The 13671-nt window shown below is 66.1% G+C and carries 16 protein-coding genes; 8 read left to right on the forward strand and 8 right to left on the reverse strand.

Features of this window, described 5'->3' with window-relative positions; genetic code table 11:
* Positions 1-45: 45 nt before the first annotated feature.
* Complete coding sequence (locus tag ACFJI2_RS26865; RefSeq protein ID WP_377702622.1) at positions 46-456, reverse strand: VOC family protein; 411 nt, start codon at positions 454-456, stop codon at positions 46-48.
* A gap of 175 nt (positions 457-631) precedes the next feature.
* On the opposite strand from ACFJI2_RS26865, the gene ACFJI2_RS26870 reads away from it, so the two are divergent.
* The 4 genes from ACFJI2_RS26870 (at position 632) to ACFJI2_RS26885 (ending at position 4614) form a co-directional block, all read left to right on the forward strand.
* Entirely contained in the window at positions 632-2038 is a 1407-nt protein-coding gene (locus ACFJI2_RS26870; protein WP_377702623.1) for a glycoside hydrolase family 28 protein, read from the forward strand.
* Between the two features lie 275 nt (positions 2039-2313).
* Positions 2314-2769 (forward strand): Ohr family peroxiredoxin, encoded by a 456-nt coding sequence (locus tag ACFJI2_RS26875; protein ID WP_377702624.1) that lies wholly within the window; start codon positions 2314-2316, stop codon positions 2767-2769.
* Positions 2770-2852: 83 nt separating this feature from the next.
* Positions 2853-3302, forward strand: coding sequence for an Ohr family peroxiredoxin (locus tag ACFJI2_RS26880; RefSeq protein WP_377702625.1), 450 nt, complete (start codon positions 2853-2855; stop codon positions 3300-3302).
* A 31-nt stretch (positions 3303-3333) separates the two neighbouring features.
* The gene (locus ACFJI2_RS26885) at positions 3334-4614 is read left to right on the forward strand and encodes an epoxide hydrolase family protein (RefSeq protein ID WP_377702626.1); all 1281 of its coding nucleotides are present in this window, start codon (positions 3334-3336) and stop codon (positions 4612-4614) included.
* On the opposite strand, the gene ACFJI2_RS26890 is transcribed toward ACFJI2_RS26885, so the two are convergent.
* Positions 4571-5164, reverse strand: coding sequence for an FMN-dependent NADH-azoreductase (locus ACFJI2_RS26890; protein WP_377702627.1), 594 nt, complete (start codon positions 5162-5164; stop codon positions 4571-4573). The two genes, ACFJI2_RS26885 and ACFJI2_RS26890, sit on opposite strands and share 44 nt — an antisense overlap.
* Positions 5165-5256: 92 nt before the next feature.
* On the opposite strand from ACFJI2_RS26890, the gene ACFJI2_RS26895 reads away from it, so the two are divergent.
* The 3 genes from ACFJI2_RS26895 to ACFJI2_RS26905 all read left to right on the forward strand — a co-directional run bounded on the left by ACFJI2_RS26895 (position 5257) and on the right by ACFJI2_RS26905 (position 7535).
* Positions 5257-6669: a PLP-dependent aminotransferase family protein gene (locus ACFJI2_RS26895; protein WP_377702628.1), complete on the forward strand. Its 1413-nt coding sequence runs from the start codon at positions 5257-5259 to the stop codon at positions 6667-6669.
* Between the two features lie 100 nt (positions 6670-6769).
* Positions 6770-7213, forward strand: a complete 444-nt coding sequence (locus ACFJI2_RS26900; protein ID WP_377705918.1) for a carboxymuconolactone decarboxylase family protein — start codon at positions 6770-6772, stop codon at positions 7211-7213.
* 1 nt (position 7214) lies between these two features.
* The gene (locus ACFJI2_RS26905) at positions 7215-7535 is read left to right on the forward strand and encodes a DMT family transporter (RefSeq protein ID WP_377702629.1); all 321 of its coding nucleotides are present in this window, start codon (positions 7215-7217) and stop codon (positions 7533-7535) included.
* Here ACFJI2_RS26905 and ACFJI2_RS26910 read toward each other — a convergent pair.
* The gene (locus ACFJI2_RS26910; RefSeq protein WP_377702630.1) at positions 7532-7801 is read right to left on the reverse strand and encodes a hypothetical protein; all 270 of its coding nucleotides are present in this window, start codon (positions 7799-7801) and stop codon (positions 7532-7534) included. The two genes, ACFJI2_RS26905 and ACFJI2_RS26910, sit on opposite strands and share 4 nt — an antisense overlap.
* 36 nt (positions 7802-7837) lie before the next feature.
* Positions 7838-8194, reverse strand: a complete 357-nt coding sequence (locus ACFJI2_RS26915) for an iron chaperone (RefSeq protein WP_377702631.1) — start codon at positions 8192-8194, stop codon at positions 7838-7840.
* Positions 8195-8317: 123 nt separating this feature from the next.
* On the opposite strand from ACFJI2_RS26915, the gene ACFJI2_RS26920 reads away from it, so the two are divergent.
* Positions 8318-9121 (forward strand): beta/gamma crystallin-related protein, encoded by an 804-nt coding sequence (locus ACFJI2_RS26920; RefSeq protein ID WP_377702632.1) that lies wholly within the window; start codon positions 8318-8320, stop codon positions 9119-9121.
* Positions 9122-9125: 4 nt separating this feature from the next.
* Here ACFJI2_RS26920 and ACFJI2_RS26925 read toward each other — a convergent pair whose 3' ends face one another.
* From ACFJI2_RS26925 to ACFJI2_RS26940, 4 genes are all read right to left on the reverse strand, one after another.
* Positions 9126-11039: a hypothetical protein gene (locus ACFJI2_RS26925; RefSeq protein ID WP_377702633.1), complete on the reverse strand. Its 1914-nt coding sequence runs from the start codon at positions 11037-11039 to the stop codon at positions 9126-9128.
* The gene (locus tag ACFJI2_RS26930; RefSeq protein WP_377702634.1) at positions 11039-11797 is read right to left on the reverse strand and encodes a hypothetical protein; all 759 of its coding nucleotides are present in this window, start codon (positions 11795-11797) and stop codon (positions 11039-11041) included. Before ACFJI2_RS26930 ends, ACFJI2_RS26925 begins: the two co-directional genes overlap by 1 nt.
* A gap of 154 nt (positions 11798-11951) precedes the next feature.
* Entirely contained in the window at positions 11952-13097 is a 1146-nt protein-coding gene (locus ACFJI2_RS26935) for an MFS transporter (RefSeq protein WP_377705919.1), read from the reverse strand.
* An 84-nt stretch (positions 13098-13181) separates the two neighbouring features.
* Positions 13182-13622: a cyclophilin-like fold protein gene (locus ACFJI2_RS26940; RefSeq protein WP_377702635.1), complete on the reverse strand. Its 441-nt coding sequence runs from the start codon at positions 13620-13622 to the stop codon at positions 13182-13184.
* Positions 13623-13671: the final 49 nt, after the last annotated feature.

The following is a 13671-nucleotide window of genomic DNA, read 5'->3' on the forward strand; positions in this document are numbered from 1 at the left end:
GGTCCGGGCTGCGTCAGTGCGTGCAGCCTTGGGACCGGGGCAGCGTCAAGCCTGCGGCGGCGCGGCGCTCATGTCCATGTAGACGAATTCCCACAAGTGGCCGTCCAGGTCGGCGAAGCCGTGGCCGTACATGAAGCCCAGGTCTTGCGGCTCGCGCGGCAAGGTGGCGCCGGCCGCCACTGCCTTGGCCACGATGGCGTCCACTTCCTCGCGGCTCTCGCACGACAGGCAGTTGATCACCTGCGCCGATTCGTGCGCCGACGAGATGGGGCGGTTGATGAAGGTCTTGAAGAATTCCTCCGTCAGCAGCATGGTGAAGATGTTCTCCGAGATCACCATGCACGCGCCCTGGTCGTTGGTGAACTGCGGATTGAAGGTGTAGCCCAGGGCGCTGAAAAAGGTTTTCGAGCGGGGCAGGTCTTTGACGGGCAGGTTGACGAAAATTTGCTTGTTCATGATGTCTCCAGGTGAGGTGTTTCGTTAGCTTCCAATCCCACGACGGCCGGCGCCGGCGGAAATCGACAAATACGCCAAAATATTTTTTCGCGGATCAACTGCGTGAGTGTTTGGCCGGCCCGGGTGCTGCGCGGCGGGCAGCGGTTTACCATGGAAAAAATTTCCGGAGACCGCCTTGACCCCTCATTCCCCCTCCCGCCGCCAGACCCTGCTGGCCGGCCTGGCGCTCGCCGCCACCGGCTGCGCGCCGCTGGCACGGCATGCCTCGCAGTTGCCGCAGGAACGCGTGCGCGCCACGGCGCCGTTCCCGATGCCGGACATCAGCGTACCGGATTTCTCCGCCAGCCGGCGCTTTCCCATCACCGATTTCGGCGCCGTGCAGGACCACCAGCAGAAAACCAGCGCCGCCATCGCGCAAGCCATCGCCGCCGCGCATGCGGCCGGCTCGGGCGTGGTGGTGGTGCCGGAAGGCGTGTGGCCTACCGCCAGGATCCACCTCAAAAGCAATGTGAACCTGCACGTGGCCAAGGGCGCCACGCTGCTGTTCTCGGAGCGCCCGCAGGATTACCTGCCGGCCGTGATGACGAGCTGGGAAGGCCTGGAGTGCTACAACTATTCGCCGCTGGTGTACGCCTACGAATGCGAGAACGTGGCCATCACGGGCGAGGGCACGCTGAAGGCCAAGCTGGACGTGTGGAAGGTCTGGTACGCGCGTCCCAAGCCGCACATGGATGCGCTGGTGGCGCTGTACCACATGGCCGCCAGGCGGGTGCCGGTGGCGGAGCGCCAGATGGCCAGCGGCGAAGCCAACCTGCGCCCGCATTTCGTGCAGTTCAACCGCTGCCGCAACGTGCTGGTGGAGGACGTGAACATCATCGACAGCCCGTTCTGGGTGCTGCATCCCTATCTGAGCCGCGACGTGGTGATACGCCGCGTGAAGGTGCGCGCGCACGGCCACAACAACGACGGCGTGGATCCGGAAATGAGCCAGAACGTGCTGGTGGAAGACTGCGTGTTCGACCAGGGCGACGACGCCATTTCGGTCAAGTCCGGGCGCGACCAGGATGCCTGGCGCATCAATGTCCCGTCGCGCAACATCATCATGCGCAACTGCCGCGTGAAGAACGGCCACCAGCTGATGGCGATCGGCAGCGAGCTGTCAGGCGGCGTGGAGAACGTGCTGGTGGAGAACTGCCACTTCGACAACGCCGGCTCCGGCGCGCGCAGCACCATCAACAACATCCTGTTCGTGAAAACCAACGAGCGGCGCGGCGGCTATGTGAAGAACATCCACGTGTCGAACGTGAGCGCGACCAGGATTGCCGGCGGCGTGCTGAGCGTGGAAACGGACGTGCTGTACCAGTGGCGCGACCTGGTGCCGACCTACGAGCGGCGCCTGACGCCCATCGAGGGCCTGCACGTGAGCAACGTGAAGGTGGGCGAGGCGGCGTTCGTGTGCCGCATCCAGGGCGAGGCGGAAATGCCGGTCAGGAACGTCTCCCTGCGCGGCGTGACGGTGGCCAAGGTGCTGGAAGCCCCCGTCAAGACCGACAACGTGGTGGGCTTCGTCCACGCGGCCTGAATGTCTGGTGCCGGTATGTTTCCCGACCGCCGGCGCCGGTAGAGCATCCATCGAGTGGTGCTGGATAGTGGCTCGGTGTCCTGAGCCGCTTGCATGGTAGCGCCCGATTGTGACGGGCGTTTGACCGTGCGGCGTCACATTTAAATCGCAACCGCTTTAATCGGGTCCGAAAATAATTCTTGACAGCGCTGGAATCGACGCCTAAGATGATATTCATCGCATCCGATCTAAACGAGTGCGACAGAAAATCCATTCATTTTTAAAGAGGAAATATCATGAGCAAGATCACCAAAGTCCTGGCCACCGGCAAAACCCGCACCACCGGCACCGACGCCGCAGTATTCTCCGGCAACCACGAAGGCCAGCTGGACATCCATCTGACCTCGCCCAACATCGCCGGCGCCCGCGAACACCGTTTCGACGCCATCGAAGCCCATCCAACCGCCGAGCAGCTGTTCGCCGGCGCCTGGTCGGCCTGCTACAGCGCCGCCGTGGGCATCTCGGCCAAACAGCTGAAAGTGACGCTGCCAGCCGATACCGCAGTGGAAATCGAAGTGGACCTGGGCCTGGGCGGCAATGAGTACTTCATCCAGGCACGCATCAACCTGATCGTCCCCGGCATAGACCCGGAACTGGCCATCAAAATCGCCCACGCCGCCGACGCGCTGTGCCCGTACTCGAAAGCCACCAAGGGCAATATCGACGTGGCCCTGAACGTCGTGACCGCATAAAAATTTCATCAAGACATCGCATGCGATGAAAACGCATGCGAATTATATCCCACTCTTTTAACCCACTCTTTAAAGGTATCATCATGAGCAAAATCACCAAAGTCCTGACCACCGGCAAAACCCGCACCACCGGTACCGACGTTTTCGCCGGCAACCACGAGGGCAAGCTGGACATCCATCTGACCGCGCCGGGCAACCCGGCCGTCCGCGAACACCGCTTCGAGGCCATCGAAGCCCATCCGACCGCCGAGCAGCTGTTCGCCGGCGCCTGGTCGGCCTGCTATAGCTCCGCTGTCGGCATCGTCGCCAAGCAGATGAACGTGGCGCTGCCGGCCAGCACCGCGGTGGAAATCGAAGTGGACCTGGGCCAGGGCGGCAGCGCCTACTTCATCCAGGCGCGCCTGAACCTGATCGTGCCCGGCATCGATCCCGAAGTGGCCACCGCCATCGCCCACGGCGCGGACGCCATCTGCCCATACTCCAAGGCCACCAAAGGCAATATCGACGTGGTGCTGAATGTCGTTACGGCATAAACGCGGACTTCCCCGACCATCAGGAGCAAGCATGACCACTCGCCGCATCTTCTTCAAGACTGCCGCCGCCGGCCTGGCCGCCGCAGCCGCCATCACCCTCGCGCCCGGCTTCGCCGGCACCGCGTCCGCCAGCGACGGCAAGGACATCCGTCCCTTCCGCGTGGAAGTATCGGACGCGCAGCTGGACGACCTGCGCGCCCGCATCAAGGCCACGCGCTGGCCGGACCGCGAAACCGTGCAGGACTCGACGCAAGGCGTGCAGCTGGCCACGGTCCAGTCGCTGGCCAGCTACTGGGCCAACGGCTACGACTGGCGCAAGGTCGAAGCCCGCCTGAACGCCTTGCCGCAATACGTAACCAACATCGACGGCGTGGACATCCACTTCATCCATGTGCGCTCCAAGCACAAGAATGCGCTGCCGCTGATCGTCACGCACGGCTGGCCGGGTTCGGTGATCGAGCAGCTGAAGATCATCGATCCCCTGGTCAACCCCACCGCGCACGGCGGCAAGGCGGAAGATGCGTTCGACGTGGTGATCCCCTCGCTGCCGGGCCACGGCTACTCGGGCAAGCCGACCGAAACCGGCTGGGGTCCGGACCGCACCGCGCGCGCCTGGGGCGAGCTGATGACGCGCCTGGGCTACAAGCAGTACGCGGCGCAGGGCGGCGACTGGGGCGCCATCGTGACCGACCTGATGGCGGTGCAGGCGCAGCCGGGGCTGATCGGCATCCACACCAATATGGCCGGTGCCGTGCCGCCCGATATCGACAAGGCGCTGTGGGCCGGCAATGCGCTGCCGGCCGGGCTGACGGCCGAGGAAAAGCGCGCGACGGACCAGCTGACCTTTGTGTACGACCACGTCGGCTACGCCCGCCTGATGGCGTCCCGCCCGCAGACGCTGACCGGCCTGACGGACTCCCCGGTCGGCCTGGCGGCTTTCCTGCTGGACCACGACGTGCCCAGCCAGGAGCTGATCGCCCGCGTGTTTGCCGGCAAGACCGAGGGCCTGACGCGGGACGACGTGCTGGACAACATCACCTTGTACTGGCTGACCAACACGGCGGTGTCCGCGTCCCGCTTCTACTGGGAAAACAAGCATCCCTTCTTCGCCGCCAAAGGCGTGAAGATCCCGGCGGCGGTGAGCGTATTCCCGGACGAGCTGTACCAGGCGCCCAAGAGCTGGGCACAGAAGGCCTACCCGAACCTGGTGTATTACAACAAGCTGGATAAAGGCGGCCACTTCGCCGCCTGGGAACAGCCGGAACTGTTCACGCAGGAAGTCCGGGCAGGGTTCCGCCCGCTGCGAAAGTAAGCGCGGCGAAGTAGTCCCGCACTTCCCGGCCCGCTTCACTGCGGGCTTGCTCCACGGCGTCCGGCCCCAGGCCAGTGCCCTGTACCGAGAAAAAGGCTAGGTCGTGCAGCCCGATGGTGGCCAGGATGGTTTTCAGATAGGGCGTTAAAAAATCCGGCTGGCGCGCGCGCTGGCCGGAATACCTTCCGCCGGATGCAATGGCGATGAATACCGGGCGGTCGCGCAGCACCCCAACCTTGCCCTCGGGGGTCAAACGGAAGGTGCGCTGCGCGCGCACCACGAGGTCTATCCATGCCTTCAGGGCAGCCGGCACGGTCAGGTTATGCATCGGCGTGCTGATAAGCAGCGCATCCGCCGCCTCCAGCTCCGCTATCAGCTCCTCGGAATACAGCACCGCGTCCACGCGGGGAACGGCGCCGCCGCCGATGGCGCGCTGGAGCACCCGCGCCGCCGGCCGTTGCGCCAGCAAGGCGCCGAGGATGTGTTGCGCAAGACGGTAGCTCTCGGCGGCTTGCCCGCCGGGGCTGCAGCTCACATGCAGGATGTTCATGGTCTATCTTTCCAATGGGTTTCTGATAGCCATCATTCTAGGAAGCGCATGGTATATTCAGAAGATCCATAAAATCACATTGGAACTGAGCCATGAATGGCGATATCGCCCCGCTGGACCCCGCCTCGGCGGAGCCGTTCTACCGGCAAATCTATGAGCGCTTTCGCGGCGCCATCGCCAGCGGCGTGCTCAAGCCGGGCGACCGCGTGCCATCGGCGCGGGCGCTGACCAAGGAACTGGGCCTGGCCAGGGGTACCATCGACGCCGCTTACTCCCTGCTGGCGGCGGAAGGCTATATCGTGGCACGCGGCCAGGCCGGCACCATCGTGGCGCCGGACCTCAAGCAGCGCGCGCCGCTGGCCAGCCCCCGGCCCCGCCCGGACGCCGGCGCGCCGCCCAGCTTCCGTCCCGACTCGATCCTGCCGTTCCAGATGGGCTTGCCCGCGCTGGATGCGTTTCCCCGCAAGATATGGGCGCGCCTGGGCGCGCGCTGCATCCGCGCCATGCAGCCGCAGGACATGCTCCATCCGCCCGTCTCCGGCTTGCCGGAACTGCGCGCGGCAATCGCCGCCTACCTGCACATGTCGCGCGGCATCGACTGCGCGCCGTCGCAGATCTTCGTCACCTCCGGCTACCGCCACACCGTGCAGCTGATCGCCCATGCCTTGCTGAAGGAGGGCGACCGCGTGTGGTTGGAAGATCCGGGCTACCCGCCCACGCGCGAGCTGCTGGGGCACATGCATATCGCGGCCGTGCCGGTGCCGGTGGACGGCGAGGGCGTGATGGTGGAGGAGGGTATCCGCACCGCGCCGGACGCGCGCGCGGCGGTAGTGACGCCGGCCCACCAAAGTCCGCTGTGCGTCACCCTGTCCCTGGCGCGGCGGCTGGCGCTGCTGGACTGGGCGGCGAAAGGCGGCGCCTGGATCATCGAGGACGATTACGACGGCGAGTACCGCTACATCAGCCGCCCTTTGCCGGCATTGAAAAGCCTGGACCGCGACGGCCGCGTATTGTATTCGGGCACCTTCAGCAAGGTGCTGCTGCCCGGCATCCGGCTGGCTTACCTGGTGGTGCCGGAACCGCAGGTGGAACGCTTCGAGCAGATCCACCACGCCTTCGCGGGCGGCAGTCCGCAGCTGACGCAAGCCATCGTCGCCGCGTTCATGGCGGAAGGGCATTTCGCGCGCCATATCCAGCGCATGCGCAAGCTATACGCCGAGCGCCGCGCCGCCGCCAAGGCGGGCCTGGAAAAAGTGCTGGGGCCGCATGTGCGCATCGATACGCCGCCGGGCGGCATGCACTTGATCCTGCGGCTGCAAGGGCAGCGCTCCGACCGCGAACTGGTGGCGCGCATGCGGAAGCAGGGGCTGTACACTGAAGCGCTGGCGGACTGGAATATCGCCGGCGCGGAAGGACCGGCGCTGCTGCTCAACTTTACCAATATCGATTCCCGCCGCACAGCCGAAGAGCTGGCGCGGCGCATGCTCGCGCTGCTGCGATCATGACCCAGTCTGGAAGACAATTTATGGCCCTTCTGCACTAGGCCAGGATGCAGCACGATGGAGTCCTTTTCAACCCACAAGGATTTCATCATGACTCGAACGCATCGACTACGCCAAGGCATCGCCCGAAGGCTACAAGGCATTCGGCAACGTCTACGCCACCCTGCAGAAAAGCGGCCTGCCGAAGGAACTGGTCGACCTGGCCTATCTACGCGTGTCGCAAATCAACGGCTGCGCGTTCTGCATCGACATGCACTCGGCCGATCTGCTCAAGTCCGGGCTGGCGGTGGACAAGCTGGTGCTGGTGGCCGTGTGGCGCGACGCCGGCGCTGTGTTCAGCGGGCGCGAGCGCGCGGCGCTGGCCTGGGCCGAAAGCGTGACCCGCGTGGCCGGCGGCGGAATACCCGACGCCGACTACGCCGCCGCAGCGGCCGAGTTCAGCGACAAGGAACTGGCCGACCTCACCTACGCCATTGGCCTGATGAACGCCTTCAACCGCTTCGGCGTGGCGTTCCGCTCAACGCCGTCGGCCGCAGTCAGGGCCTGACATGGCCTGGATGCTACTCGGCATCGCCGGCCTGCTTGAGATCGTGTTTTCCTTCAGCATGAAGGCCTCCGACGGCTTCACGCGCCTGACGCCCGCGCTGTGCACGGTCGCCAGCGGACTGGCCAGCGTGGTGCTGCTGTCGCTCGCGCTGCGCACGCTGCCCATGGGCACCGGCTACGCTGTGTGGACCGGCATCGGCGCGGCCGGCAGCGCCATCGTGGGCATGGCGCTGCTGGGCGACCCCGCCGCGCCGCTGCGCCTGCTCTGCATCGCGTTGATACTGGCGGGCGTGATCGGGCTCAAGCTGGCCCCGGGGGCTTAGAACTCGCAGTGCGGCGGGAAGTCCGCCAGCTTGTAGCCGCCGGCTTCGATCACCCGGTCCAGCCGCACCGTTTCGCCGGTGCTCAAGAGCAGGTAATCGGCGCCTTCGCGCGCATACACGTCCCGGATGACGGCGCTGCGCTGCTGCTCAACGCCGTCTTCGTCGACATAGCTGACATCTGCCTCCTTGCGCAGGGTGGCGAGATCCTCCAGCCGGTCGTGGAACTCGCAGCTGACGGGGGTGTATTGGCCAGGCGTTGTGGTCATGGTCATGGCTCCTCATATCGTTCTCATCGTGCTGAATTAAAGCAATTCCGCCAGCCTGGCCCGCACCAGGTCCCGCAGCAGCCCCTGGTCGATTTCCCAGTCTACAGGGAGCTGGAAGCAATTCTTGAAGACGACGAAATCTGCCAGCCGCTCCTTGAAGTCTTCCATTACCCATGTACTCCAGGGCGAAAACGTCAGGTGGCGCTTGTAGGCAGCCAGGCCGACGACGTATTTGCCCTTGCTGTGTATGACGGGCACATTCCACGCTAGTTTGGCCTCCAGCTCAGGAAATTCCGTCAAGACAAACTCAATGATGGCCCTGATGGTTGCCGCTTTTTGCGGCTCCAGCGAGGCCAGGTAGTCTTCGATCGTTTTGCATTTTGGAGTGCCCATGCCCGTTGTTTTACACAATGCCGGCAATTCCGACAACTAAGATAGCTTGCGCACAGACCAACTGTTTGTTATCCGCTAGTCTCATCATATCGGGCTGTTGAGCCTGCTGACTTGGAGACCATCATGAAATTCCCATTAAAAACGACGCTCGCGGCCTGCACCCTGCTGCTGGGCGGGCAGGCCATGGCCCAAATTACGCTGTACCAGAACGAGGGCTGGCGCGGACGTGCCATTTCCATTTCCAGCACGGCGGACGACTTGCGCCGGGCCGGTTTCAACGACCGCGCCTCGTCGGTGGTGGTGGACAAGGGCCGCTGGGAAGTGTGCGAGGACGCCGGCTTCCGCGGCCAGTGCCGCATCCTGCGGCGCGGCAGCTACGAGTCGCTGGCGGGCATGGGCTTGAACGACCGCATCTCGTCGGTGCGCCAAGTGCGCGGCAACCGCCGCTTCGACAATGAAGCGCCCGAACCGATGCCGCAAGCGAGCTACGAATACCGCCAGCGCCCCAACGAGCGCCTGTACGAGGCGCGCGTGACGTCGGTGCGCGCCGTGGTGGGTCCGCCGGAGCAGCGCTGCTGGGTTGAGCGCCAGCAGGTGCAGGCGCCGGACAACCGGGCCAACGCGGGCGGCATGCTGGCCGGCGCCATCCTGGGCGGCGTGCTGGGCCACCAGGTGGGCGGCGGCTCGGGCCGCGACATCGCCACCGTGGGCGGCGCACTGGCCGGCGGCGCCATCGGCGCGAATGCCGGCCGTGGCGGCAACAACACCTACGGCCAGGACGTGCGCCGCTGCGAAAACGTGGCCAACACCACGCCGCAGTACTGGGACGTGACCTACGAGTATCGCGGCGTCGAGCACCGCACCCAGCTCGCTTCCGCGCCCGGCGACTACATCCCTGTAAACCGGGACGGCGTGCCGCGCATGTAAGCGGTCACGGCAGGACCTCGTTGAACGGCGGCGCGTAGCGCGCCCGGAATTGCAGGTTCAAGCCGGGGTCCTGCAGCCGTGCCAAGGTGATGTGCGGATTGCCCTCGCCGGCGCCGACTGCCGCCGTCACCGAGCTCACCGGCGCCAGATAGCGGGGCAGGTAGCATTCGGCGCCGACGTTCACGCAACTGGTGCAGGTGTTCAGATTGTCTGCCCCCGGCTGGCCCGCGTTGATGAACTGCAGCCGCAGAACCACCGTGCGCTGCCAGCACGAGGCCGGCGTGTGCACCACGTCATTGCCCACCAGTTGGCCCGGCATGGTCATCGTCGGCAACTCCCCATCCGCATTGGCGTACAGCGACAAGGCCAGTTCCAGGTCCTGGCCCTTACGGTCATCGGCGGCGTGCGTCGCATCCGCGAGGGCGTGTTCCTGAAACCTCACATGGTATTTGAACACCACCTGGTTCCACACCTCGTCGGCGCTGCCGCGCACATTCTGCGCGTTGTAACTGGCGCGCATATCCGTGAGCAACGGCAGCCCGCGCTGGCCGAGATAGGTCCTGAGCGCGCCCAGCAGTGTCAGCCCGGCGGCACCCAGATCGCGCGCCAGGCCCAGCTTCTGCGCGGTGCGCCATCCAAGATCGCCCACAGTGGGCACGGCCGTCACGGGCGCTACCCGGCACACGGGATCGGGCAGCGTCCAGACATTCTGCGTGGCCACCGTGTTGGCGGCGAATTCGGCCGCAAACAGCTTCAAGTGTTCCGCGTCGAACGCGAGCGTGGTGACCGGTTCGGCAAAGACGATCGAGGCGGCGCACATCATATTGCAATGGCCTTCCCAGGTGTTGGGATTGGGTAGCACATTGCCGAGGTCGTTGTGCGAGATGTTGAGCGGGTCCTGCTCCCAGGCCATCGCCGAGGTCAGCGCAGGCAGGCCGAAATGGGCGTCGAAAGCCTCGAAGGGACTGATGCCATGGGGATTGCTGATGGCAAAGGCTTGGCCATCCGGGAAGACATAGTCGATGCCGGCGTTGTCCGCATCCTGCGCGCGCAGAAACGCCACCGGCTTGGTGGCGCTCACCCTGAAATCCTGGTGGACATCATCCCACGTCATGGCGCGCGACACGGACCAGAAATAGAAATTCCACGGAATGATGGGCGCGGCGTTGAACGCCGCCGCTTCGCGCGCGAAGCCCTGTTCGGCCAGTGCCGTGGTGACATTGGCGGCAGCGGCGCCACTGAAACGGAAATAGCGCCAGCCGGCCGCCGCCGGCGCCACCGTGGCCGAGGCGGGCGCCGGTGCGGCAGGGTTGCCGGGCGCGTCGCCATGGCTGTGCAAGACCCCGGCCGAGGCCGCGATGTCGAACCAGGTGCGGTACGCCGGCGTGGCGCCGGCGGCGGTCACGGCGGGCAGCCAGCAGCGCAGCCAGCTATGCTCACCCGTGTTGGCGCCCGTCACGGCAGTGGCATGGCCCAGCCTGAGGCGCAAGCATTGATCGACATAGACGTCGGTTTGCAGGTCGGCCGCCAGGTTGATGTTCCAGTTGGCAGTGCGCGCGATGTAGGCCACCGGCGGCAGCGGCAGGCGCGCCATGATCACCAGCGGATCGGGCGCGGCGCGCCGCACCTGGAGCTGGTGCGGGCCGCGCGGCCGCTGGCCGAAGTCCGCATAAATGCCGTCGCCGTGGTCGGCGGTGAGCACGGTGACCGCATTGTCGAGGGTAACGCTGGCGCCGGCGATGGCGACCGCCTGGTCCTGCCACAACAGCACTTGCACGCACAGCCGCGCCGTGACCACGGGCGGCAACAACGGCGCCTGCTCGCGGCTGCGGAAGCAGGGCATGCAGCCGCAGCCGTCGTCCTCGCCGGCGTCGTCGGCCTCGACGACCAGCTCATCACGGCCCAGGCACGATCCCATCAGTGCACCATGGCCGCAGGCGGCGCCGCCAGCGAGCGCGCCAAATGCTGCAGGGCGGCCTGCTGCAGTGCTGCCAGCGCGGCGCGCTCGTCCGGCCAGCCGCGCTCCCGCAGCAAGGCGCCGGCCCAGGGATACAGCAGGTCGTCGTCGAAACCCGAACCCAGCATGAACATCAGCACGGCGAACAGGGCGCCGGCGCCCGGTGAACGCAGGCCGTAGCCAAGGGCACGGTGCGCCGCCAGGCCGGCCAGGCGGCCCAGCACGGGCTCGCCCAGCTCGGCGGCCTTGCGCGGGTGGAGATGGTGCAGGATCGCTTCCGGCGGGCGGCTCCACGCATGTTCCCAATCGTAGCGGTGGGCGCGTAGCAGGACCTTGACCTGTTCGCCGTTGTCCTTGCCTATCGTGCGGTCCAGGTGCGCCATGGCGGCGGCATAGCAGGCGCGGATGCGCGGACGGCCTGGATCGCCGCTGGCGCCGGACAAATACGGCACGGCCCAGCCGCACTGCGGGTCGCTGTCGAAATGGGCGCCGAAGGTGCAGGCCAGACTCAGGAACAGCAACAGATCGCCCTCGGTGCGGAAGCCGTGCCGGCGGCCTGCGGCAGCGCCGGCGCGGATGGCGGCAGACCAGCCATCAGGACCGACGATGCTGAACGGAATCGGATAATGGCGCCGTAGCCGGAGCGACAGCCGGTCCTCCAGGCGCTGCAGCGACACCGCGCCTAAACGCTGCATTTGTTCCTTGCGTATCACTAGCATCGAACACCCCAAAATGGATGGCACGAGGAACCAGTATCGGCAAGCCGCAAAGCGGCGTCAAGGTCGAAGAGGCGCCCGCAAGTCAACACGTTATTACCGGCACAACAAACGCTACACAGGGCGTATCAGGCCTTACGGCGGCGGGGATAGGCGCTCACGCCGCAGCCGCCAGCTTGCCCGGCGCCGGACGAACGCCGGCAGTCAGCACTGCGGACAGCAGCAGCAGGACGGCACTGGCGACGAAGGCGCTCTCGTAGCCGTACTGGTCGAACAGCAGGCCGCCGACGGTGGAGCCGAGGGCGATGGCCAACTGCACCACCGCCACGAACAGGCCGCCGCCGGCCTCGGCGTCATGCGGGAAGGTGCGGGCCACCCATGCCCACCAGCCCACCGGCGCGGCCGTGCCGCTCAAGCCCCACAGCGCCAGCAACACCGCCACCGCTGCCACCGAACTGCCGAACGCCGTCAGCGCCAGCGCAATCACGGCCATCAGCAAGGGAATGCCTGTCAGCGTGCGGTAGAAGCCCCACCGTAGCGCACGGCCGATGAGCACGGTGCCGAGGAAGCCCGCCGCGCCAGTGGCGAGCAGGATGATGGACAAGGTTGGAACGCTCACCCGCGTCACCGTTTCAAGGAACGGCCGCACGTAAGTGAACAGCGCAAACTGTCCCATGAAGAAGATGCTGCTGGCTGCCATGCCCAGCGCGACCTCGCTGCGCTTGAACAACCTGAAAACGTGGAGGGCATTGCCTGCGCCTGCCGGGCGGACAGCGGCGGGCATCGAAGGCAGCGTGAACCACTGCCAGGCCAGCGTGACCGCCGCCACGGGAACCAGGCCGAGAAAGGCGCCGCGCCAGCCGATGACAGCACCCAGGTAGGCGCCCAGCGGCGCAGCCACCACCGTGGCCAGTGCATTGCCGCCATTGAGTATGGCCAGCGCGCGCGGCACCTCGGCCGCCGGCACCAGGCGGATCGCAGTGGCCGCCGACATCGACCAGAATCCGCCGATGACCACGCCGATCAGCGCCCGGCCCAGCAAGTACACTGCGTAGTTCGGCGCTAGCGCCACGATCGCGCCGGACACACCCATGGCCGCCGTCAGCCCAAGCAGCAGCGTCTTGCGGTTCAGGCTGCCAGCCAGCGCAGCAATGAACAAACTCGTGACCACCGCGAACGCGCCGGAGATGGCGATGCCCTGGCCGGCCATGCCTTCGGTGACGCCCAAGTTGTGGGCGATGGGCGTGAGCAGGCTGACCGGCATGAATTCCGACGCGACCAGCGCGAACGCGCACACCGACATGGCGACCACGCCGCTCCATGCAGGCGCCCGGGCAGTGCTGTCGGCGTGGGCCACGGCTAGTGCGGATGCTTAATCTGACACGGCCTACTCCTCCATCCTGTCGATTCGAACCTGGTACGGCCCCGGCTGCGCCAGCAGCGGCAATCCCTGGTTGACCTTACCCAAGGGCAGCAGGGCACGCGAATACGGCCTGCCCTGGACGAAGATCGCCAGGTTGCCCCAGGGCGCGTAATGGCTCAGCTCTCCCGCAGCCGGCGCCATCCCCTGCGGCGCGCCTTGCGTGGACAGCTTGCGCGGCAGGGCCGCAACCCGCTCGATGGTGGCGTAGTCTTCCATCGTGAGCGACAGCGGCAGCAGGGACGCGAAGTCGCGCGCGGTGGCGTTGTCGTACAGCGTGGCGGTGGCGCTCTGGCTGCCAACGGTCAGGCGGATCTTCATGGCGGGTTCTCCGGAAAACGTGGATGGCGCGGCCAGCAGCGAGCTGACGAGCAGCGCCAGCATTGGCGGGCGGATGGGCTTTTTCATAGCCGGTATTGTGGCGAGAAGGCAGCACTACTACTAGCTAATGAATGCT

It is taken from the genome of Pseudoduganella sp. UC29_71, assembly GCF_042693265.1.
Classification (GTDB): Bacteria; Pseudomonadota; Gammaproteobacteria; order Burkholderiales; family Burkholderiaceae_D; genus Rugamonas.